This window comes from Plantactinospora siamensis (genome assembly GCF_042434095.1).
GTDB lineage: Bacteria > Actinomycetota > Actinomycetes > Mycobacteriales > Micromonosporaceae > KBS50.
Genome location: NZ_JBHLUE010000009.1, coordinates 109711 through 130348 on the forward strand (window position 1 = coordinate 109711; position 20638 = coordinate 130348).

Genomic DNA, 20638 nt, shown 5'->3' on the forward strand with positions numbered 1-20638 from the left:
TCGGGGGACCGGCGATCCCTGGTTGCCGACCTCCCCGGCCGGATACTGGGAGCATGGATCGCGCAGCGCTGGCCGACTTCCTGCGCCGCCGCCGGGAGGCGCTGCGGCCCGGGGACGTCGGGCTGCCGGCGGGGGTGCGCCGGCGCGCGCCGGGCCTGCGCCGGGAGGAGGTCGCCGCGCTGGCCGTCATGTCCACCGACTACTACACCCGGCTGGAGCAGCGGCGCGGGCCGCAGCCCAGCCCCCAGATGCTCGCCGCGCTCGCCCGGGCGCTGCGGCTGACCACCAACGAGCGCGACTACCTGTTCCAGGTGGCGGGGCAGAACGCCCCGGCCCGGGTGTCCACGGCCACGCACGTGGCGCCGGCCCTGCTGCGGGTGCTGGACCGGCTCAGCGACACCCCGGCGCTGATCCTGTCCGACCTCGGCGAGACGCTCGTGCAGAACCGGATGGCCGAGGCCCTGTTCGGGGACCGGTCGGGCCACACGGGGCTGGCCCGCAGCGAGATCTATCGCTGGTTCACCGACCCGGCGGAGCGGCTGCGCTATCCGGCCGAGGACCGCGACCGGCAGAGCCGCGCCCAGGTCGCCAACCTGCGTGCCGCGTACGGCTCGATGGGTCCGCGGTCACGGGCCGGGGAGCTGGTCCGGGCGTTGCAGAAGGCCAGCCCGGAGTTCGCCGCGCTGTGGGACCGGCACGAGGTGGCGCAACGCTTCGCCGACCACAAGACGCTGATCCATCCCACGCTGGGCCCGATCGAGCTCGACTGCCAGGTGCTGTTCACCGAGGACCAGTCCCAGGCCCTGCTCGTGCTCACCGCCCCGCCGCGCAGCGAGGGGTACGAGAAGCTGCAACTGCTCGCGGTGCTGGGGCAGGAACGGTTCTCCGCCGACCCGGCTGCCGGTTAGGCGTCACCCCTGCCGACCCGCCCTGACCGCGCGGTCCCGCTCAGGGCAGCAGTGCCAGCTTGCCCACGGTGGCCCGCGACTCCAGCGCGGCGAGTGCCTTCGACCCGTCCTCCAGCGCGTACCGGGTCGGCTGACCGGGCGAGACAATGCCGGCCGCGACCAGTCCCAACAACTCGCCCATCACCTCGCCGAAGATCTGGGGCGCGTACTGGATCAGGGCGCCGAGGTTCAGGCCGATGACCTGGACCTGGTGCCTGTAGACCAGATCCCAGTTGCTGATGGTGGCGGCGCCGGCGGCCAGGCCGTAGACGACGACGCGGCCGGTGACCCGCCTGGCCGCGGCGAGGCTGGCTTCCAGCGTGGCGCCGCCCACCGACTCCAGCACGAGGTCGACTCCCGTGCCGCCGGTCAGCCGCAGAACGTCGGCGGCGATGTCGCCGGTGCGGGAGTCCAGCACGTGGTCGGCGCCCAGCGCGCGTACCACCTCGTGCTTGCCTGGCGCGGCGGTGGCGATCACGGTCGCGCCGTAGTGCTTGGCCAACGTCACCGCGGCCTGGCCGGTCGCGCCGGCCGCGGCGTGGATCAGCACGGTTTGCCCCGCGCCGAGCCCGCCGAGTGGTCGAAGGGCGGCCAGGGCGGTCGGCCAGTTCATGACCAGCCCCAGGGCCTGCTCGTCGGCCCAGCCCGCCGGCACCGGGACAGTGGCGGCCGCCGGCAGCGCCAGGTACTCGGCGAAGGCGCCGCCGCGGATGGTGGTGCCGACCACGTGGGCGCCGGGCTCGACACCGGTCACTCCGGCGTCGATGGCGATGACCTCGCCGGCGGCCTCGATGCCCGCCACGTACGGCGGTTGCGGACCGCCGGCGAACGCGCCGCTGGCCTGGGAGAGGTCTGCGAAGTTGACGCCGGCGGCGGTGACCCGGAGCAGGATCTCGCCGGGGCCCGGTTGCGGCACCGGCGCGTCGGTGATCAGGCGGAGATCCTGCGGGCCGTTCGGCGACGTCTGCCGCAACGCGCGCATGGCTGAGGGTCGGTGCACGACGATCGGCTCCTTTGTTTGTTGAGCGACCAACAAACTATGGTGGGCGCCGCAGCGACCGGTCAAGGTAAATTTGATCGAACGACCAAGAATGGCGAAGGAGCGTGGATGGCCACCCGGGGCAGACCCCGTACGTTCGACCCGGACACCGCCCTGCGCGCGGCGCTGGACCTGTTCTGGGAACGGGGCTACGAGGGCACCTCGCTCAGCGATCTGGCCCGGGCCATGGGGATCGCCTCGGCCAGCATCTACGCCTGCTTCGGGAGCAAGGAAGAGCTGTTCCGCAAGGTCATGGCGCTCTACGGCGCGACCTCCGGCGAGCCGCCCCGACGGGCGCTGCGGGAACAGCCGACGGCGCGGGCCGCGATCCACGGCATGCTGCGGGCCACCGCCGACCAGGTCACCGGCCGGGACACGCCGCACTACTGCATGCTCATCCTGGCCGCGCCCACCGGCGCGGTGGAGAACCACGCGGTCCGGGAGTTCCTGGCCGAGCGCCGGCGGGACATGTTGGGCACCATCCGGGACCGGCTCGCCCGGGGCGTCGCCGAGGGCGATCTCACCGCGGCCCCCGCCGTCGTCGACGCCGTCGCCCGCTACTACACCACCGTCGTGCAGGGCCTGTCCGTACAGGCCCGCGACGGCGCCGACCGCGCCGAACTGGAGGCGGTGATCACCTGCGCGATGGCCGCCTGGGACGCGCTGCTCCCGTCGTCGCCGAGCTGACCCGGTCCGGCCGCGTCACCAGGCCTTCCGGAGCCGCTGTTTCGCCAGGAGATTATTGCCCGGTGTGGCGAAAGGTGGTGGGTAGCCCGATGAGCACCACCACGGACGCCATGGCCAGCGGTGGCCATGGCCGTCCAGCGCGGTTTCGGTATAGGCCGAGCTATAGTTGATACATGTCTCCCGGTCCCGCACGCCGCTGGGCGATCCGGACGACCAGCGATGTGCGCGACTGGTTGCGGTCGCTCCGTCGGACCGATCCGGCGACATACCGAGCGGTGAACGTGGCGATCGACATGCTCGCGGAGGTTGGTCCGGGGTTGGGACGTCCGTTGGTCGACACGCTCCGAGGGTCGAGCATCGGCAACCTCAAGGAGCTGCGACCGAGGTCCGGGCGAGATGTCGCCATCCGGGTTCTGTTCGTCTTCGATCCCTGGTCGCAGGCGGTGTTGTTGGTGGCCGGGAACAAGGCCCGGGACTGGTCGCGGTGGTACGAGGAGGCAATCCCGGTCGCCGAGGTGGCGTACGAGGGCTGGCTCGCCTTTGAGAGGAAGCGGAGGGAGGGCTGATGAGCGACTTCCATGACTGGGACGACATCCGTGCCGAGTTGCACGATGGGGACGACGACGCGCTCGATGTGGAGCGTGCCCGTACCGAGGCGTGGGTCAGCGCGTTCCACCTTGCCGAGGAGCGTAGGCGGCTCGGGCTCACCCAGCGGCAGGTGGCCGAGCTGATGGGGGTCACGCCCGGTCGGGTCAGCCAGATCGAGAACGGTGATCTGGAGGCCAATGAGGTGGCGACCCTGAGCCGGTACGCGCGCGCGCTGGGTGCCCGCATGCGGATCATCTTCGACTACGGCAGCGACCTACGGCAGATCGCCTGATCCTGCGCTGATCTGATCGGCCATCCGGGTCTACCGCGCGAACGTACGGTCGGCTGGTTATCGGCGGTCATGGCGGTGGGCTTCAGCCAGGAGACAAGGTCAACGCTGTACGCCCCCTGTCCTGCGCGATGGTCGCCTGGGACGCGCTGCTCCCGGCGTCGCCGAGCTGACCCGGTCCGGCCGCGTCACCAGGCCTTCCGGAGCCGCTGTTTCGCCAGGAGGTCACCCTTGTCCACGTCGCCCGCCATGCACGCCAGGTGCTCGAAGTAACTCAGGTACCGGTTTTTGCGTAGCGCCCGCTCGGCCATCACGTACGGCTGCAGGATCGACCAGGCGACGCGGACGCGCCAGTGGACGGCGCCCAGCAACAGGCTGTCGTCGACCGCGTGGAACACCGAGATCATCCCGAGGCCGGCGTAATACTGGCCAATGCGCTGCACGTGCTTGCGAGCCGAAAAGGGCAGGCCGAAGACCCCGCCGTCGGGTGAATGCTCGGCCTGCAGCCGGTTGAGCACGAAGTCCTCACTCTCCAGGAACTCCTCGCTGCGGCATTCCCGGGTGAGCAGTTCCAGCGCGACCAGCGTGAGATTGGAGCTGCGGGCGGCGCGGAGCTGCCAGACGGTCAGCAGCGTGGACACCGCCAGCGCCATCAGGGAGATCGCCACCGCCGAGGCGTTGAAGACCAGGCCCGCATCCATCGCGATCACGTCCTCCACGTCGACGGCGGGCTCTGGCCCGCATCGATCCGCAGATCACGGTAGCCACACCAGGCAAGTGAGAGCCGTCGATCGGTGGAGGATCGTCCGCTCGGCGGGGCCGGCCAGGGCCGTGTTCCGGCGCCGCGCGGCCGGGACGTCGACATTGGACGGCTGACACCGGGGCCCCGAACCCGACGTCGGTTTTCCGCCAGACGCGAGCTCGCGGGCCAGGCAGGCTGATTGTCATGAACAGCACCCCTCTTGACGGAAAAGTGGCACTTGTTACCGGCGGCAGCCGGGGGATCGGCGCGGCCGTCGCGTTGCGGCTGGCCCAGGACGGCGCCGACGTGGCGTTCACGTACCAGCGTGACAGCGAGCGGGCCGACCAGGTGGTCGGGCAGATCAAGGCCGCGGGCCGGCGGCCCCTGGCGGTACGGGCGGACAGCGCCGACGCCGCCGCGGTGGCCGGCGCGGTCGACGCGGTGGCGGCGGAGTTCGGTCGGCTGGACATCCTGGTCAACAACGCGGGCGCCTTCATCGTGGCCCCGGTCGAGCAGCTCGGCGCGGCGGAGCTCGACCAGACGGTGGCGGTCAACATCCGGGCGCCGTTCCTCGCCGCCCAGGCCGCCGCCCGGCACATGACCGACGGCGGCCGGATCGTCAGCATCGGCAGCAACCTGGCCGAGCGGGCGGTGTTCCCCGGCTTCGCGCTGTACTCGATGAGCAAGACCGCGCTGATCGGGCTGACCAAGGGACTCGGCCGTGAGTTGGGCCCGCGCGGCATCACCGTGAACCTGGTCAACCCGGGTCCGACCGACACCGACGCCAACCCGGCGGACGGCCCGAACGCCGACGGCATCCGGGCGCTCACCGCCCTCGGCAGGTACGCGGCGCCGGCCGACATCGCGGCCGCGGTCGCCTTCCTGGCCGGCCCCGACGGCGGCTACGTCACCGGCGCCACGGTCAACGTCGACGGCGGCTTCACCATCTGACGAGGTGTCTCACCGGTGCGCGCCGGCGGCGCTGAGCTCGGCGTCGCGTACCGGCTCGACGTGCTCGCGGCGGGGCAGCAGCAGCGGGCTGGCGAGGATCAGCAACCCGGCCACGGTGATGGCGGTACGCGGGCTGGTGGCCGCCGCGAGCAGGCCGCCGAGCGCGCTCAGCGCGGCGATGGCGGCGCTGCTGCCGATCGACCATGCCGACAGGGTGCGCGCGACGCGTTCCGGCGGGGTGTTGTCCAGCCGGTAGGTGGCCAGCACCGGGTTGTACAGGCTCATCCCGATGATGATCGCCAGCTCGACCGCGATGACCGTGACCAGGCCGACCACGCCGGGGCGGACCAGGACGAGGCCGAGCAGCCAGACGGCGCGCAGCGCGCCCACCGTACGAAGGATCCGGGGCCGTCCGTACCGCGCCACGACCCGGCGGGCGAGGCGGGAGCCGATGAGCCCGCCGAGGCAGGGGGCGGCGAAGGCGAGGCCGTACTGCCAGGGCGGGAACCCGAGCTGGCGCAGCAGGAGCACGGCCAGCAGCGGTTCGGTGGCCATGATGAGGCCGTTGACGAGCAGTTGGTTGAGGTAGAGCGCCCGCAGCCCGGGATGGGTCAGCAGGTGCCGCCACCCGTCCAGCAGCTCGGCGCCGCGCCTCCGGCCCGTGCCGGCCTGCGGGCGGTCCGTGCCGGCCCGCGGCCGGTTCGCCCCGGCTTGCGGTCGGCCCGGGTCGGGGCGTCGCGGTCGGTCCTCCCGGCCGCCGATGGCCACGATGCCCAGCGCGGACAGCAGGTAGCTGAGCGCGTCGGCCAGCACCGTGGTGACCGGGCCGAACAGGCCGATGGCCGCGCCACCGAGCGGCGGCCCCACCGCGATGGAACTCCACTGCGCGGACTCGAACCGCGCGTTGGCCACCAGCAGGTCGTCCGGCCGGACCAGCGCCTTGAGGAAGGCGCCGCTGGCCGCGTTGAAGGCGATTTTGGCGGCGGCCACCGCGGCCGAGACGACCAGCAGCTGGACGAAGCCGAGCAGCCCGAGGGCGTACCCGATCGGGATGCTCAGCATGGCCGCGAACCGGGCCAGGTCCATGGAGATCATGACCGGCCGCTTGCGCTGGAACTCCACCCACGGGCCCAGCGGCACCGCGAGCAGCGCGCCCACGGCCGGCCCCACCGCCGAGAGCGCGGACACCTGGGCGGGGCTGGCGTGCAGCACCAGCACGGCGATCAGCGGGATGGCGCCGAAGCCCAGGCCCGAGCCGTAGGCGCTGACCGCGTACGCCGCCCACAGCCAGCCGAACCGCCGCCCCAGGGACCGCCGCGCCGCCAAGGTCGCACCTCCCCGCACCGACCGGCCGTTGCCGGGGGAGAGCAAACCAGGCCGCGCGGCGATCGCCAACCCCACCGCGCCGCTGGATCAGGAAAACTCCGCGAGCGGGCCGGTGGCCACCCGCCCGGTCGGGTTACCGGACGCCTGCGAGTTTGCGGAGCACGACCAGGTAGCGGCACGCCGTGCCGGTCGGGTTGACGAACATGCAGTCGGCGGGCGCGCCGAGCTGCAGGCAGTCGCCGGCGTCGAGCTCGTGGACCTGGTCGCCCTCGACGAAGCGCAGGTGCCCGGAGAGCACCCAGATCTGCTGGTCGATGAAGCGGTAGGCGTGCGCCGGATAGCCGACCTCGGCGCCGGGCGGCAGCTGCACCTCGACCAGTTCCAGGGCGGTGCTGGCCGGCGGCGAGACCGCGCGGCGGACGTACCCGGTCTCGGGGTCGGTCCACACCGGTTGGTCGGCGCGCCGACGCAGCCGCACGAAGTCGCCCTCGGCCCGCGCGATCAGCTCCGACAGGGTGAGGCGCAGGGCGCCGGACAGCCGGGCGAGCAGGGCCGCGGTCGGCTGGGTCGTGCCGCGTTCGACCTTCGAGATCATCGCGCGGGACACGCCGGAGGCGTCGGCCAGCGCCGCGACCGTGAGCCCTCGCTCCTCCCGGGCGGCGCGCACGGTCGCGGCCAGGGCGGTGCCGAGATCATCGGTCACGGCCGACTCATTGACACTATGTTAGCCATAATGCCTACTATAGGAGACATGATCGAGGAGGGGAACATCCGCCGCGCGACAGCGGGCGACGCCGCCGCCTGCGCCGCCATCTATGCGCCGTACGTGACCGACACCGCCATCACCTTCGAGACCGATCCGCCCAGCCCCGCCCTGCTGGCCGGGCGCATCGAGGCCGCCAACCGGCGCCACGCGTGGCTGGTCATGGAGGTGGACGGCGCGGTGATCGGTTACGCCTACGGCACCGAGCACCGGAGCCGGGCGGCCTACCGCTGGGCCTGCGACTCCAGCATCTACCTGCAGGCGGGCCGCCGCCGCACCGGCGCGGGGCGGGCGCTGTACGGCGCCCTGCTGGCCACGCTCGCGGCCCGCGGGTTCCGGCGGGTGTTGGCCGGCGTGGCTCTGCCCAACGAGGCCAGCATGGGACTGCACCGGTCGCTCGGCTATCGCGACGTCGGGACCTACCGCAGGATCGGCTGGAAGCTCGGCGCCTGGCACGACGTCACGTGGCTGCAACTCGATCTCGCGCCCGACGAGGATTCTGTGATCCCGCCGGCCGAACCGCGCTGACCCGCGCACGCCACCCGGTGCGGCACGGGGCCGTTACCCAGCCGGGACCATGCCGGTGGCCACCAGGGCGGAGGTCGGCAGGGCGAGCGACCCGTCGGCGGCCAGGTGCCCGGCCGCGAGCCGGTCGTAGTGCCGCTTCACGGCCGCCCGCGCGGTCTCCGGCAGCGGCCGCATCGCCCGGCCCAGCGCGCCGAAGCCGTGCAGCGATCCGCGCCACCACCGCTCCGGGTCGACCCGCAGCACCCAGTCCAGCCGCCGGCAGTCGACCCGGTCGAGGCCGGCCGACCGCAGCAGGGCGGCGAACCCGTCCGGGGTGCGGGCGAAGTTCTCCGCCTCGGCCACGGTGGGGATGTCGGCCGGCATCGTCAGGCCGGCGGCGGCCAGCACGTCGTACCAGAGTTGCTGCATGGCGCCGGCCGGCTGCGGCCAGACGCTCAGCGCCACCCGGCCGCCGGGCCGGGTGACGCGGGCCAGCTCCGCGACGCCCGCGGCGGGCCGCCCGACGTGGTTGATCAGAAAGTTGGCGATCACGGCGTCGAACGCGCCGGCCGGGAACGGCAGGTCGGGCAGGATCGCCGCGCGCACCTCGGCGCCGGGCACCCGGGCGGCCGCCAGCTCCACCATGGACGGCTCGGCGTCCACCGCTGTCACCCGGGCGCCGCGCTCGAGGGCCAGCGCGGCCACCGTGCCCGGTCCAGTGCCGACGTCCAGCACCCGCGTCCCGGGACCGACGCCGGCCGCGTCCAGCAGCGGCCCCGCCGCGTACCCGCAGGCCACCGCATAGGTGTCGGCGTAGGCGGGACCGCGGCCGGCCCACGCCGTGCGCTCCCAACGGTCGTACGGGGTCGGGGCGGGCGGCTCGGTCGCGGCGCGTGGCTCGGCGGGCATCCGGCGAGCATGCCACGCCCGGCCCGCGGACGGGCGCCGCGCCGCAGGGGCGCCGGCCATCGACGATCTTCGGGTACGGTGGGCGGACGGGACAGCTACGGGGGTGGTTGCCATGGACGGCGAGGCTGGTTCACGGATCGACACGAGCGTGCCGCATCCGGCCCGGCGGTACGACTACTGGCTGGGCGGCAAGGACAACTTCGCCGCGGACCGGGAGTCCGGTGACGCGGTGGCCGCGGCGTTTCCGGCGATCCGGACGGCCGCGGTGGAGAACCGCCGGTTCCTGCGCCGGGCCGTGCGTTATCTGGCCGCCGAGGCCGGCATGCGGCAGTTCCTGGACATCGGGACCGGCATCCCGGCCGCGGACAACACGCACGAGGTGGCGCAGGCGATCGCGCCGGACGCCCGGGTCGGGTACGTGGACAACGACCCGATCGTGCTGGCCCACGCCCGGGCGCTGCTGACCGGCTCGGACGCGGGCCGCACCGCGTACCTGGACGCGGACCTGCGCGAGCCGGAGAAGATCCTGGCGCATCCCGACCTGCTGGCCATACTGGATTTCGGCCGGCCGGTCGCGGTGCTGCTGGTCGCCGTGCTGCACTTCATCCGGGACGACGAGGACCCGGTCGGCCTGGTCCGGCGGCTGGTCGACGCGGTGCCGTCGGGCAGCTACCTGGTGATCTCGCACGCCACCCTGGATTTCCTGCCGCCGGAGGCGCTGGCCCGGGTGCGCGACGTGATGACCCCGGCGCAGGGCACGTTCGTGCCGCGCGACCGCGCCGCGTTCGCCCGGTTCTTCGACGGGCTGGACCTGGTGGCCCCGGGGATCGGCTCGGTGGTGGACTGGCGGCCCGACGGAGCGCCCGGCGCGTCGCCGGCCGACGCGGCCGGGTACGGCGCGGTGGCCCGCAAGCCCTGATCCGGGCGGGAATGGCGGGCCCGGGATGCTCGCCCGGCCCCGGCCCCGGCCCCGGCCCCGGCCCCGGCCCCGGCCCCGGCCCCGGCCCCGGCCCCGGCCCCGGAGTCGGAGCCGGCGCACCGGGGGCGGCGGTCGGGTTCAGCGCTGCTGGGCGAGCCAGTCGTCGAACGTGGTGGGCGCGAGCCGGGCCTCGCCCCGCGGCAGCAGGACGTCGCCGGCCGCGGCCGCGCTGAAGATGCCCGACCAGGTCGGGACGAGCTTGACCGTACGTCCCCGGACGGCGAGGGTGCGCCGGGCCATGTCGACCAGGTCCTGGGTCTCGGGACCGGCCACGTCGCGATGGCGCCCCTGCGGGGCGGCGGTGGCGATCTCGGCCAGGATGTCGGCCACATCGTCCGGTGCGATCGGCTGGACGAGCAGGGGCGCGATCGTGGCCACGCCGTCCTGCTCGGCCCAGCCGGTCACCATCTCGGCGAAGTCGTGGAACTGCGTGACCGGCACGATCGTCCACGGCACCGGACCCGCGGCGATCAGCCGTTCCTGCTCGCGCTTGCCGGCGTAGTGCGGATTGTCGTGGATGCGGTCGATGCCGACGATCGACAGCAGCACGTGGTGGCGGACCCCGGCCGCTTCCTCGGCGGCCAGCAGGTTGCGGGTGGTGGCGCCGAAGTACGACAGGGCCTCCTCCCGGTCGGCCGCCGCGGCGTTCGTGGCGTCGATGACCGCGTCGACGCCGGTCAGGGCGGCCGCCAGCCCCTCGCCGGTGGTCAGGTCCACTCCGAGTGACCGGCTGATCCGTACCACCTCGTGGCCGGCGTCCGCCAGGGCGGTGGTGGTGCGGGCCCCGATGTTCCCGGTCGCTCCGGCGACAGCGATGCGCATGATGAGCTCCTCCCGTGGTGTCACGCTCGACGCTATCCAGGACTAAACAGATCCGCAATATCTGCGTTAGGCTCGTCGCATGAAGCTGCCGGTCAGCACCGAATGGTTGTTGCACTGCGCCGCCTCGCTGGCGCAGCTCGACGCCGGGGCCACGGCGTCGGCCGCGCAGCTCGCCGCGTACTACGACCTGCCCGCGGCCTACCTGGCCAAGCAGTTGCAGTCGCTGGTCAGGGCCGGGGTGTTGACCGCCACCACGGGGCCGCGCGGCGGCTTCCGGCTGGGCCGGCCCGCCTCCGAGATCACGCTCCTGCAGATTGTCGAGGCGGTCGACGGCGGGTCCTCCCCGTACGAGTGCCGGGAGATCCGCCAGCAGGGCCGCGGGGCGCTGCCGGCCGCGCAGTGCCGGGAGCCATGCATCCTGGCCGCCAAGATGGCCGAGGCGCACGAGGCCTGGCGGCGGACGCTCGCGGCCACCTCACTCGCCGACATCATCGCCACCCTGCCCGCGTCGACCCCGCGCCGCACCCGGGCGCGCCTCACCGGCCGGCCCTGAGGACGGGCGGTCGTGCCGGGCTGAGCGGCTCGACGGGCCGGAACCGCCCGGTCTCACATCCGGGATTTCAGCACGTCGACCTCGCAGCCCGGCGCGAATGGGTCGAAGCCGTGCTCGGTCAGCCAGCGAACCGCGAGCAGGCTGCGCAACGACCACCACGCGCGGATCACGTCGAGGTCGACGCCGTCGCCGTAGCCGGCGAGGACATCGTCGAGGTGCTCCTCGTGGCCCAGGGTGAAGGTGGCGAGGTCGTACAGCGGGTCGCCCTGCCCCGCCTCCGACCAGTCGATGATTCCGGTGACCTCGGCGCCGTCCACGAAGATGTGCGCGATCTGCAGGTCGCCGTGGGTGAACGCCGGTTTCCACGGCCGGAGCGCGGCCGCGGCGACCTGGCGGTTGCGGGTGACCAGGTCGACCGGCAGGACGCCGCCCGCCACGAGCAGCCCGCACTCCTCGTCGAGCTCCGCCGACAGCGCGGCGATGCTCCGCCCGGCGCGGCCCGGCTGCGGCGGTGGTGGCGCGTCGTGCAGGTTGCGGATGGCGGCGCCGGCCGCGGCCCATGCCGCCGGTGATCCGGTCGCCGGGCCGCCGAGGCGACCGAGCGTCGTGCCCGGGAGTGCGGCGATCGCCAGCACGTGCGGCTTGCGCCACAGCACCTGCGGGGTCGGAACCGGCGCGCGGGACATCGCCGCCACCTCGGCGTCGATGCGTGCCTGATCGGCGTCCACCTTGAGGAACATGTCGCCGACGCGCAGCGTCGCGCGCTCGGAGTGGGCGACGACGACCCGTACCTCGTCCATGGGTGACCAGTATTCCGGAGCCCTCGCCAGACCCGGCCGGGTCAGGCCCTGTCACGGCGCTGAGGTTCCGACCGCACCGGCCGACCCGCCCAGCGTTCCGCGACCGTCCCGGTTCTCCTGGGCGGAGGGGTTCAGCCGACAGGCACGGTCAGCCGCAGGTCGGCCGGGCCGAGTTCGCGCAGCACGGCCGGCAGCAGCCGGACCAGCTCGTCGGCCGCCGGCGGGCGGTAGCCCTCGGCCCGGGTCACCACCGACATGGTGCGGGCCAGCGAGGTGCCGGTGACCGGCCGCAGCGGCGCGTCGCAGGCGTACGGGGCGCCGGTCATCCAATGGAGCGGGAACGGAGGTGCCAACCAGATCTGGAAGTTCGTGCCGACGGGCGGCTACTACGAGATCGTCAACCAGAACAGCGGCCAGTGCCTGACCACCGACGGGGTGGCCGGGGACCAGACGTACCAGTTCCTGTGCACCGGCGCGGACACCCAACTCTGGTACACCGACCTGGCGCCCAACAACGGCGTCGGCTACTCCGTCGGGAGCAAGGCCAGCCGCCTCTACCTCGAGGTCTACGGCGCGGCCGGCTGGCAGGGGGCCGCGATCGACACGTGGTACTGGAACGGCGGATCCAACCAGTACTGGTCGGCCTTCAGCGCCTGATCCGGCGCCGGTCGGAACCTCAGCGCCGGTCTGGCCCGGCCCGGCGCTGAGGTTCCGACCCGTTCGATCGGAGCGGCGCGTCAGTTGCGCAGGCTCCACTGCTGGTTGGCGCCGCCGTTGCAGGACCAGAGGATGAGTTTGGTGCCGTTGGTGGTGCCGGCGCCGTTGGCGTCGAGGCAGAGTCCGGATTGCACGCCGGTGATGGTGCCGTTGGCGTTGAGGTTCCACTGCTGGTTGGTCTGGCCGTTGCAGTCCCAGATGATCACGGTGGTGCCGTTGGTGGTGCCGCGGCCGTTGGCGTCCAGGCACTTGGTGCCGTACACCTGTAGTTGTTTGCCGGTGGTGTAGGTGAAGCGTTGGTTGGCGGCGCCGGAGCAGTCCCAGAGTTGGACCTGGGTGCCGTTGGTGGTGGTCGAGTTGGGCACGTCCACGCACCGGCCGGACTGGCCGCCCACGAGCTGCTGGCCGGTTCCCGGCGGCGGGGTGGTCGGGCCGCCGGTCGGCGGCGGAGTGGTGGTCGGCGGCGTGCCGCCGTCGAACTGGGTGATGAAGTTCCAGACCACGCCCGAGGTCCAGGTCTGCCAGCCGTCACAGGTGCACCCGTCGCGCGGGCCGGGATCGTGACCGGCGCCGTCGAACGCGGCCCAGACCACCGGATATCCGGCCCGGCACCCGGAGTAGGCGGTGACGATGTGGGTGAGGCTGCCCTGCGCCGGTTCGGGCGGGTTCTGCGGGGTGCAGCCGTTGTTGCGGACGAACGTGTCCCGCAGCGAGCGGCCCAACGAGATGTTCAGGACGTTGTCCCGGATGCCGTGCAGCCCGATGTAGGCCACCGGCTGGGTTCCGGGGTTGCAGCCGCTGAGGTTGGCCCCGGAGTAGACCGCCACCGCGCGGAAGACCGTCGGCCGGGCGCATGCCAGGGCGTACGACATGGCGCCGCCGTAGCTGAAGCCGGAGGAGAAGACCTGGGCGGTGTCCACGCACAGGCCCGCCTCGAGCTGCCGGAGCATGTCGTCGACGAACGTCACGTCCTGACCATTAGGGTTGGCCCAGCCGTTGCCGTTGCCCTGCGGCGCCACGAAGATCGTGCCGTTGCCGGCGGCGTCAGCCAGCCGGCGCAGGCCGTAGTACGACCAGTTGTAGCCGTCGGTGCCGCCCGAGTCCACGTCGCCCGCGGTGCCGCCGTTCCAGTGGAAGCCGAAGACCAGCCGGTACGGGTGGTTGCTGTCGTAGTTGGCCGGCACCCGCAGGATGTAGGAGCGGTTCTGGCCGCTGCTGGAGATCGTGTGGTTGCCGCTGGCCAGCGTGGGGGCCTTGCCGCAGCCGGCGGTCGCCGCGAGCGGGCCGGGCGCCTGCTGGGGCCCGGTGGCGTGCTGGGGTCCGGTCGCGTGCTGGGGGCCGGTCGCGTTCTGCCCGGCCGCGAGCGTGGCGCCACCCAGGGCGACGACGAGCCCGGCCACCCCCGCGATGACGCCGCCGATAAGCCGATGTCTGGACATGGTCTGTTCCCTTCGTGGATGGGGATGTGCCTAGCTCGCGGTCGCGGCGTGCCGGCCGGTCGGCCCGGGATCAGCCGCGGTTCCACCGCTGGTTGGCGCCGCCGTTGCAGGTCCACAACTGGACCTTGCTGCCGTTCCCGGTGGCCTGCGCGTTGACGTCCAGGCACAGCCGGGACTGGACGCCGACGATCGTGCCGTCGTTGGAGAGCATCCACAGCTGGCTGGCCGCGCCGGTGCAGTCCCAGATTTCGACGGCGGTGCCCGCGCTGGTGCCCTGGTTGCGCGCCTGCAGACACTTGTTGCCGTACACCCGCAACTCGGCCGCCGTGGTCGGGGCGAACGTCTGGTTCGCGCCGCCGTTGCAGTCCCACAGCTGCGTGGTCGCGCCGTTGCCGGTCGAGGCCCCGGCGATGTCCAGGCAGCGCCCGGACTGCGCGCCGGTGAGCCGGTACGTGGGCAGGCTGGTCGAGCCGGTGGCGGTGTCGATGCCCCAGGAGGGGTACCAGCTCAGCGCGGCCGTGCCGGTGCCGCCGTTCAGCGTGATGGGCAGCCAGACCGGCAGCGAGGAGTTGAGGTCGCCGGCGTTCCAGCGGTCCCCGACGTACACGTAGCTGGTGCCCGCGCTGCCGGTGACGGGCAGCAGGAACGAGGTCTGCGAGTCGTACGTGCGGGTGCCCGCCGGGGCGACGTTGCTGAAGCCGCTCCACGGCCCGGACAGCGACGTGGCGGTGGCGTACACGTTGTCGTTCGTGCCCCAGCCGGTCAGGTGCGAGCCCAGCAGGAAGTACCGGCCGCCGACCTTGGCGATCGCCGGCGCCTCGATCTCCGGGAAGCTGGCCACCGCGGCCTGCGCGGTGGTGTAGTCCGCCGACAGCCGGTCGATGCGCAGCAGGCCGGCCGGGTCGTCGTGCATCAGGTACGCGGTGCCGTCGTCGTCCTTGAACAGCCCGAGGTCGCGGCTCTGGTGCCCGAGCGGGCCGGTGGCGCCCAGATAGGTGTACGGGCCGCACGGAGTGCTGCTGGTGGCCACCCCGGCGCGCCGGTCCTGGTAGGACGTGTTGTCGATGTGCATCCACAGCACGTACTTGCCGGTGGCGCTGTTGTAGAGCACCTTGGGTCGCTCGACGATGCGGTTGGGGCCGAGGTCGCCGCTGGCCTGCCGGGACAGCGCGTTGGTCTGTCGGGTCCAGTGCGCCAGGTCGGTGGAGGAGTAGCACGCCACGGCGGTGAAGGTGGAGCCGGCGCTCTTGTCCTCGCCGACCATGTAGTAGGTCGAGCCGACGGTGAAGATGCCGGCGCCGTGCGCCTGCAGCCGGTTGCCGGCGGTGTCGGTCCACATGGTGCCGGGGGTGATCGTGGCGGGTGCGGCGATCGCCGGCGAGGCGCCGGTCAGCACCGCCAGCAGCAGGGCGGCGGCCACCGCGGTCGCCTTCACCAGCGGACGGACGAGTCTGGCACGCATGACGTCTCCGGTTGAGGTGAGCCGAGGGTATTCGATTGATGTATATCTATCGAACCGGTTCGACAACTGTAGGGTGGGCAGCTTGCCGCCGTCAAGCGATCGGGTTCGTGGTATCAGTGCGACCAGGGACGGTCTCGTCCCTCGGCATGTGTATGACTCCTGTGCCGAGCGCAGGGCCGAACTGGGCGATGGGATAGCTGCAGCCGCGCTGATCGGGACGACCCGGGCCCGGATGGATCGGCTGATCAATCGGTAGACCGCATGCCCTCGGCGATCGTCGGTCGCCATGCGTTCCCCACGAGGATGAGTCATACATAGCCGGAAGTCAATATTACTGACTTACCCGGCCGCTAACCGTACGCGCCAGATCCTGCTCCAGAGACCGTCGCGGCACCGCTCGCGGCCGGGGAAGGTGGATCTCGGCCACCTCTTCTGGTCGCGGGGGTGGGATGTCATGCGCCACCGAGGCTCGCGTTGCAGTGCTCGGCCGGCTCGACGCCGCGCTCCCTCGGGAGCCGGGTGCTCGCCGTTCAGGCGGCCAACGTCGGGTGATGCGCCTCGCGGGTAAGGCCGGGGTTCACCGAGGTGGGACGGCCATCACCGAATGGCGCTGACTGGCTCATGCAAAAGCGTCAGGAGACGTCGAACAGAGAAAGGCCGTCGTATTCGGCGAAGTCGGCGTAGTCCTTGGTGTTGAATGTAGCCAGTGGCAGTCGATCGACCAAGCAGCAGGCCGCGATCCAAGAGTCGTTCGTCGGACGGGGACGGCCGCGTTGCTGCGCTCGCGCTTGGAGCTGACCCCAGGCAGTGGCCACCGTCTCATTGAAGGGCAGCAATACAACACTGGACCGCCACTGTGTCAGATCAGCCAGCTTGCGCGGTCCCCAACTCCGCAGGACGGTCCATTTGGTCAATTCCCCGAGCGTGACGAAGGTGATGCACAGGGTCTTACCGACCAGCCGATTGCGGAGCCGGTCCGGCAGGCGACCTCGCAGGATCGCCGATGCCACGTCCGTATCCAGAACGACCAGGCTCACTCGGCGCCAGCCCGCCGGGAGGCGTACAAATCGGCCAGGAAGTCGTCTAGCTCGTCGTCGGACTCGAACAACGTCGGACGAGCAAGATCGTCAACGGAGACGACCGGCCGTATGCCCTGCCGGCGGGCCAATTCCTCCGCCGGCACATGTTCACTCGTTGGCCACTCGGGCACCTGTTCAGCACTGCTGGACATCACGTCTCACCTTCGCCGCGACGTAGATTCGCTCATTGTCGCACGGTCATAGGCCGCACTCCTCCGCTGCGACATGCCGGCGATACGGTGAGCCGCACGCCGCAGGGCCATAAGACGACCATGACATCGCCTCGGTGGCTAACCGTACCCGCCTCGTGGCTCAGCGGCGCCAGCGCAAGGGTCCCGGATGGGCCGCCCACCAGAGTCGCCGCCACCAGGACCGGCGGTCCCGCAGCGCCGCGGCGTAGGCGGTCGCGTCGGCGGCTGCCTGCCGCGCCGCGCCCTCGTCGGCCCCGTCCGGCGCAAACGCGTTGCGGTTGACCAGGTCGACCAGCCGGTCCAGCTCCGGCCCGACCGGGTCGGACGCCGCAGGCCCGGCCGGATCGGACGCCGGAGGTCCGGCCGGGTCGGACGCCGGAGGTCCGGCCGGGTCGGACGCCGCAGGCCCGACCGCGCCCGAGCCGCCCCGGCGCCGACCGCGCCGGCCCGGCGGTGGGGCGGTCACCACCGCGCGGGCGTGCCGGGCCACCTCGCTGGCCGCCAGGTCCGGCCCGGCCGGCCGGCCGGCGAGCCGCAGCGCGTCGATCACCTCCAGCCAGGCGCCGGCGATCCGCTGCGCCGGGCTGCCCTCGGTGAGCCGGCGCCGCCGTTCCGCCCGGCGCAGGAAAATCAGAAGCAGCACGACGGCGGCGGCCAGCAGCAGGGCCGCGCCGGCGCCGCCGCCGGCCAGCACCGGCCCCGGTACGCCCCGGTCGGCCGCGGCCAGCACCGGCCCGGCGCTGGCCGGCGGCGTGGGTTCGCTGCTCGGCGGGGTGGGATCCGGGGTCGGCGGATCCTCCGGCTTGGGCTTGAAGTCCTCCTCCACCGGCCGGGGCTTGGTGTGCGGCCGGGGCAGCGGGTCGAACGCCACCCAGCCCAGCCCGTCGAACAACACCTCCGGCCAGGCGTACGCGTCGCCGGCGCGCACCGGACCGGCGCCGGTGCGCGACGAGAAGCCCACCACCACCCGGGTGGGCAGGCCCATCATCCGGCCCAGCACCGCGTACGCGGCCGCGAACTGCTCGGACGTGCCCCGCTGCCCGCCGCCGTTGCGCGGTCCGAACAGGAAGAACTTCAGGTTCGGGTACGCGTGCCCGCTCGGCGCGTCGGCCACCAGCCGGTAGTGCTCGGCCAGGAAGCTCTCCAGCGCGCTCGCCCGGGCGTACGGGGCGCCATTGTCGCCGGCCAGCTGGGTGGCGAGGGCCTGCAGCTGCTCCGGCGTGCCGTCGGGCACCCGCAGCACCCGGGCCACCCCGTCGCCGGCCGGCACGTCGGCGGTGGCCAGCGCGTTCGGGTCCGGGTGTTCGCGGGCGGAGACCACCTCGTACCGCACCCCGGGCAGCAGCCCCTCCGGGCGGATCAGGGTGCCGCTGGCCGGGTCGTACGCGACGCGGGCGCCGGTGACCTGTTCGGGGGTGGCCACCGCCGGCAGCAACTGACCGCTGAGCCCGCTGATGGTGATCTGCTGCCGGACCGTGTCGACGGTGGCGTCCGGGTCGGTCGGGGTGGCCGGCAGGACCCGGCCGGCGTTGCGGTAGGTGCCGCCGACCCGCCAGGTCACCCCGTCGTAGTCGCTCAGCACGGCCAGCCGTACCCGCAGCTCGGTGGCCCGGGGGCTCGGGTCGGCACCGGAGTCGGGGTCCGGGTCGCCGCCGGCGGCCGGGCCGGGGCTGGCGCCGGCGTCCGGTCCGGCCGCGCCGGCCCCCGCGTCGCCGGGCCGGGCCTGGATCTGGCTGCCGAGCCGGAACAGCTCCTGGTCGGGGTGCAGCGCCCAGCCGGAGATCCTGATCAGCGGGCTCTCGTCGAGGCTGTCCACGGTGGGCGGCTGGACGTACCGGCGGGGGTCCACCGGGTCGTCCCCGCCGCGGCCGACGATCACCGGGGCCAGCGCGGCGGACAACCCCACCACCAGGGCCAGCCCGCCGGCCGTGGTGGCCAGCAACCGCAGCCGCAGGGCGGCCCGTACCGCCGGGGGCAGGTCGGCGGCCGGGTCGGCGGCGCCGCGCGGGGCCAGTCCGGTGAGGGCCAGGCCGGCGGCCGCCGCGGCCGCGAACGCCACGGTCAGCCACACCGCGTGCCCGGCGTTCGGCCCCACCACGTACAGCGCGCCCGCGTAGAACAGCGCCGCCGGCAGGTAGCTGAGCAGCACCCGGCCGGCCCGCAGCGCCACCTCGGCGCCGGCCAGCCCGGCGAGCCAGGCCACCACCAGCGGCACGATGACGGTGTCGGGGGCGGGTTCCACCGGGATCAGCGCGGTCAGCAGCCGGGGGATGCCGTTGCGCAGCGCGTCGAGCGCCACCGTGGGCAGCGAGCCGGCGGTGTGCGCGTGCCGGGCCGCCAGCCACATCCCCGCGGCGGCATAGCCGAGCAGGCCGAGCACCGACAGCGGCGCCACCAGGTACGAGGGCAGCCGCCGGGCCGCCACGGAGATCAGCACCGACGCGGCGGCGGCGCCGAGCACCAGCTCGGTGAGCAGGCCGCCCGCGTACACCCGGCCCAGCACCGCGCCCGACAGGCCGATCAGCACCACCAGCACGGCCGGCACGGTCAGGCCGCGCAGCGTTCTCACCACCGGCGTACCCCGTCCCACTCGGCGGCGAACTCGGCGCCGTCGGCGGCGGCGATCAGGACCACGCCGGGTCCGCCGGCCGGTGGGACCGCGCCGGCGCCGAAGATCCCCACCACCACCGACGGGTACGCGCCGCGGAGCGCGCCGATCCGGCCGAGGTCGTCGGCGGCGCCGGGGCCGGTGAGGAAGACCAGGGTGTCGCCGCGCCGGTCCTGGCGCAGCCGGGTGGTGGCGTTGGCCAGCTCGTCCCGGCGCGGCCGGCTCGGGTGCAGGGTGACCGCGGCGAGGTGGTCGAGGAACCCGGTCGGCTGCCCGCCGCCGGCTCCCGGCCCTGCCCCGGCCGCGCCGCCGGCGGGCCCGGTGCTGCCGGCGGACGCGGTGCTGCCGGCGGGACTGGCGCTGCCGGTGGACCCGGCGCTGCCGGCGCTGCCTGCCGGGTCGGCGAGGGCGCCCGCGACCAGCAGCAGCGTCACCGGCAGCGCCTCCCGGTACGCCGCGGTCAGCACCGAGGCGGCGGCCTCACATGCCGACTCGAACGACTCGGCCACCCCGTCGACCACCTCCGGGTGGGCGGCCGCGCGGTCGTCCAGCACCACCACGATGCGCGGCAGGCTGGTGTCGACGTGTTCGCGCACCATCAGCTCGCCCACCCGGGCGCTGGTGCGCCAGTGCACCCGGCGCAGCTCGTCGCCCACGACGTACTCGCGGAGCGCGTCGAAGGTGATGGAGCCGTGCGGCACCCGGTCCAGCCGGCCGTCGAGGCTGCGGTTCACCCCGGCCGGCACCGCGCCCAGCGGGTGGACCCGCGGATGCACCCACACCTCGGTGGTGCCGCCAACGGAGCGGGCCAGGGTGACCAGGCCGAGGGCGTCGCGGGCGGTCAGCCGCAGCGGGCCGACCGGCACCACGCCGCGGCGGGAGGTGGGCACCGGGTAGCCGACGGTGGTGTCCCGGCCGGGGCGCAGCCGCAGCAGCGGGACCGGCACCGCGCGGCCGCCGCAGCGGTCCTCGGCGATCAGGCTCGCGGTGCGCAGCCGGCCCCGGTTGCGCACGGTGAGGGTCATGCTGGCCGGCTCGCCCCGACCGACCCGGTCCGGGTCGGCCAGCCGGGTGACCTCCAGCCGGGGGCGGCCCAGGGCGTTGCCGAGGCCGCAGGCCAGCGCGAGCCCGGCGGTGGTGCCGAGCACGGTCAGCTCCGGGTAGTCGAACCGCAGCCCGACCAGCAGCAGCGCGGCCGCCGCGGCGAGCAGGCCGATGCCGCGCGAGGTGATCCGCATCG

At 73.5% G+C, this 20638-nt stretch carries 23 protein-coding genes; 9 read left to right on the forward strand and 14 right to left on the reverse strand.

What is annotated here, in order from left to right; all coding sequences use genetic code 11:
- The first annotated feature begins 53 nt into the window (after nt 1-53).
- Complete coding sequence (locus ACFFHU_RS12825) at nt 54-908, forward strand: helix-turn-helix transcriptional regulator (protein ID WP_377338470.1); 855 nt, start codon at nt 54-56, stop codon at nt 906-908.
- Between the two features lie 40 nt (nt 909-948).
- On the opposite strand, the gene ACFFHU_RS12830 is transcribed toward ACFFHU_RS12825, so the two are convergent.
- Nucleotides 949-1947: an NADPH:quinone oxidoreductase family protein gene (locus tag ACFFHU_RS12830; RefSeq protein WP_377338472.1), complete on the reverse strand. Its 999-nt coding sequence runs from the start codon at nt 1945-1947 to the stop codon at nt 949-951.
- 108 nt (nt 1948-2055) lie between these two features.
- Here ACFFHU_RS12830 and ACFFHU_RS12835 point away from each other — a divergent pair, with 108 nt between their 5' ends.
- The 3 genes from ACFFHU_RS12835 (at nt 2056) to ACFFHU_RS12845 (ending at nt 3553) form a co-directional block, all read left to right on the forward strand.
- A complete protein-coding gene (locus tag ACFFHU_RS12835; protein ID WP_377338474.1) occupies nt 2056-2673 on the forward strand; it encodes a TetR/AcrR family transcriptional regulator in 618 nt (205 codons plus the stop codon).
- Between the two features lie 173 nt (nt 2674-2846).
- Nucleotides 2847-3239: a type II toxin-antitoxin system RelE/ParE family toxin gene (locus ACFFHU_RS12840; RefSeq protein WP_377338476.1), complete on the forward strand. Its 393-nt coding sequence runs from the start codon at nt 2847-2849 to the stop codon at nt 3237-3239.
- On the forward strand, nt 3239-3553 hold the full coding sequence (locus ACFFHU_RS12845; RefSeq protein ID WP_377338478.1) for a transcriptional regulator: 315 nt from the start codon (nt 3239-3241) through the stop codon (nt 3551-3553). Before ACFFHU_RS12840 ends, ACFFHU_RS12845 begins: the two co-directional genes overlap by 1 nt.
- A 185-nt stretch (nt 3554-3738) precedes the next feature.
- Here ACFFHU_RS12845 and ACFFHU_RS12850 read toward each other — a convergent pair whose 3' ends face one another.
- Nucleotides 3739-4269, reverse strand: a complete 531-nt coding sequence (locus ACFFHU_RS12850; RefSeq protein ID WP_377338480.1) for a DUF4760 domain-containing protein — start codon at nt 4267-4269, stop codon at nt 3739-3741.
- Nucleotides 4270-4496: 227 nt separating this feature from the next.
- Between ACFFHU_RS12850 and ACFFHU_RS12855 the strand changes: the two genes are divergently transcribed.
- On the forward strand, nt 4497-5243 hold the full coding sequence (locus ACFFHU_RS12855; RefSeq protein WP_377338482.1) for an SDR family NAD(P)-dependent oxidoreductase: 747 nt from the start codon (nt 4497-4499) through the stop codon (nt 5241-5243).
- A 9-nt stretch (nt 5244-5252) separates the two neighbouring features.
- Here the strand turns inward: ACFFHU_RS12855 and ACFFHU_RS12860 are convergent, their stop codons facing one another.
- Nucleotides 5253-6569, reverse strand: coding sequence for an MFS transporter (locus ACFFHU_RS12860; protein WP_377338484.1), 1317 nt, complete (start codon nt 6567-6569; stop codon nt 5253-5255).
- A gap of 133 nt (nt 6570-6702) precedes the next feature.
- Nucleotides 6703-7272, reverse strand: coding sequence for a helix-turn-helix domain-containing protein (locus tag ACFFHU_RS12865; protein WP_377338486.1), 570 nt, complete (start codon nt 7270-7272; stop codon nt 6703-6705).
- Nucleotides 7273-7320: 48 nt separating this feature from the next.
- Here ACFFHU_RS12865 and ACFFHU_RS12870 point away from each other — a divergent pair, with 48 nt between their 5' ends.
- Nucleotides 7321-7860, forward strand: coding sequence for a GNAT family N-acetyltransferase (locus ACFFHU_RS12870; RefSeq protein ID WP_377338488.1), 540 nt, complete (start codon nt 7321-7323; stop codon nt 7858-7860).
- Between the two features lie 33 nt (nt 7861-7893).
- Here ACFFHU_RS12870 and ACFFHU_RS12875 read toward each other — a convergent pair whose 3' ends face one another.
- Nucleotides 7894-8748, reverse strand: a complete 855-nt coding sequence (locus ACFFHU_RS12875) for a class I SAM-dependent methyltransferase (RefSeq protein ID WP_377338489.1) — start codon at nt 8746-8748, stop codon at nt 7894-7896.
- A 112-nt stretch (nt 8749-8860) separates the two neighbouring features.
- On the opposite strand from ACFFHU_RS12875, the gene ACFFHU_RS12880 reads away from it, so the two are divergent.
- A complete protein-coding gene (locus ACFFHU_RS12880) occupies nt 8861-9667 on the forward strand; it encodes an SAM-dependent methyltransferase (RefSeq protein ID WP_377338491.1) in 807 nt (268 codons plus the stop codon).
- Between the two features lie 138 nt (nt 9668-9805).
- Here the strand turns inward: ACFFHU_RS12880 and ACFFHU_RS12885 are convergent, their stop codons facing one another.
- Nucleotides 9806-10549 carry an SDR family oxidoreductase gene (locus ACFFHU_RS12885; RefSeq protein WP_377338493.1) on the reverse strand — a complete coding sequence of 248 codons (744 nt, stop codon included), beginning with the start codon at nt 10547-10549 and terminating at the stop codon, nt 9806-9808.
- A 79-nt stretch (nt 10550-10628) separates the two neighbouring features.
- On the opposite strand from ACFFHU_RS12885, the gene ACFFHU_RS12890 reads away from it, so the two are divergent.
- Nucleotides 10629-11102, forward strand: a complete 474-nt coding sequence (locus ACFFHU_RS12890) for an RrF2 family transcriptional regulator (protein ID WP_377338495.1) — start codon at nt 10629-10631, stop codon at nt 11100-11102.
- A gap of 53 nt (nt 11103-11155) precedes the next feature.
- Here the strand turns inward: ACFFHU_RS12890 and ACFFHU_RS12895 are convergent, their stop codons facing one another.
- Together ACFFHU_RS12895 and ACFFHU_RS12900 are read right to left on the reverse strand one after the other, a co-directional pair.
- Complete coding sequence (locus tag ACFFHU_RS12895; RefSeq protein WP_377338497.1) at nt 11156-11902, reverse strand: phosphotransferase family protein; 747 nt, start codon at nt 11900-11902, stop codon at nt 11156-11158.
- A gap of 131 nt (nt 11903-12033) precedes the next feature.
- Entirely contained in the window at nt 12034-12228 is a 195-nt protein-coding gene (locus tag ACFFHU_RS12900) for a hypothetical protein (protein WP_377338544.1), read from the reverse strand.
- Between ACFFHU_RS12900 and ACFFHU_RS12905 the strand changes: the two genes are divergently transcribed.
- Nucleotides 12158-12559, forward strand: a complete 402-nt coding sequence (locus tag ACFFHU_RS12905; RefSeq protein ID WP_377338499.1) for an RICIN domain-containing protein — start codon at nt 12158-12160, stop codon at nt 12557-12559. The two genes, ACFFHU_RS12900 and ACFFHU_RS12905, sit on opposite strands and share 71 nt — an antisense overlap.
- 80 nt (nt 12560-12639) lie before the next feature.
- On the opposite strand, the gene ACFFHU_RS12910 is transcribed toward ACFFHU_RS12905, so the two are convergent.
- The 6 genes from ACFFHU_RS12910 to ACFFHU_RS12935 form a co-directional block, all read right to left on the reverse strand.
- Entirely contained in the window at nt 12640-14058 is a 1419-nt protein-coding gene (locus tag ACFFHU_RS12910) for a lectin (RefSeq protein WP_377338500.1), read from the reverse strand.
- A 70-nt stretch (nt 14059-14128) separates the two neighbouring features.
- The gene (locus ACFFHU_RS12915; RefSeq protein WP_377338502.1) at nt 14129-15520 is read right to left on the reverse strand and encodes a ricin-type beta-trefoil lectin domain protein; all 1392 of its coding nucleotides are present in this window, start codon (nt 15518-15520) and stop codon (nt 14129-14131) included.
- Between the two features lie 632 nt (nt 15521-16152).
- Nucleotides 16153-16557, reverse strand: a complete 405-nt coding sequence (locus tag ACFFHU_RS12920; RefSeq protein ID WP_377338504.1) for a type II toxin-antitoxin system VapC family toxin — start codon at nt 16555-16557, stop codon at nt 16153-16155.
- Nucleotides 16554-16751 carry a hypothetical protein gene (locus tag ACFFHU_RS12925; protein WP_377338505.1) on the reverse strand — a complete coding sequence of 66 codons (198 nt, stop codon included), beginning with the start codon at nt 16749-16751 and terminating at the stop codon, nt 16554-16556. The genes ACFFHU_RS12920 and ACFFHU_RS12925 overlap by 4 nt, the downstream gene beginning before the upstream one ends.
- Before the next feature lie 160 nt (nt 16752-16911).
- Complete coding sequence (locus tag ACFFHU_RS12930; protein WP_377338507.1) at nt 16912-19362, reverse strand: transglutaminase TgpA family protein; 2451 nt, start codon at nt 19360-19362, stop codon at nt 16912-16914.
- Nucleotides 19356-20636 (reverse strand): DUF58 domain-containing protein, encoded by a 1281-nt coding sequence (locus ACFFHU_RS12935; RefSeq protein WP_377338508.1) that lies wholly within the window; start codon nt 20634-20636, stop codon nt 19356-19358. The genes ACFFHU_RS12930 and ACFFHU_RS12935 overlap by 7 nt, the downstream gene beginning before the upstream one ends.
- Between the last annotated feature and the right edge of the window lie 2 nt (nt 20637-20638).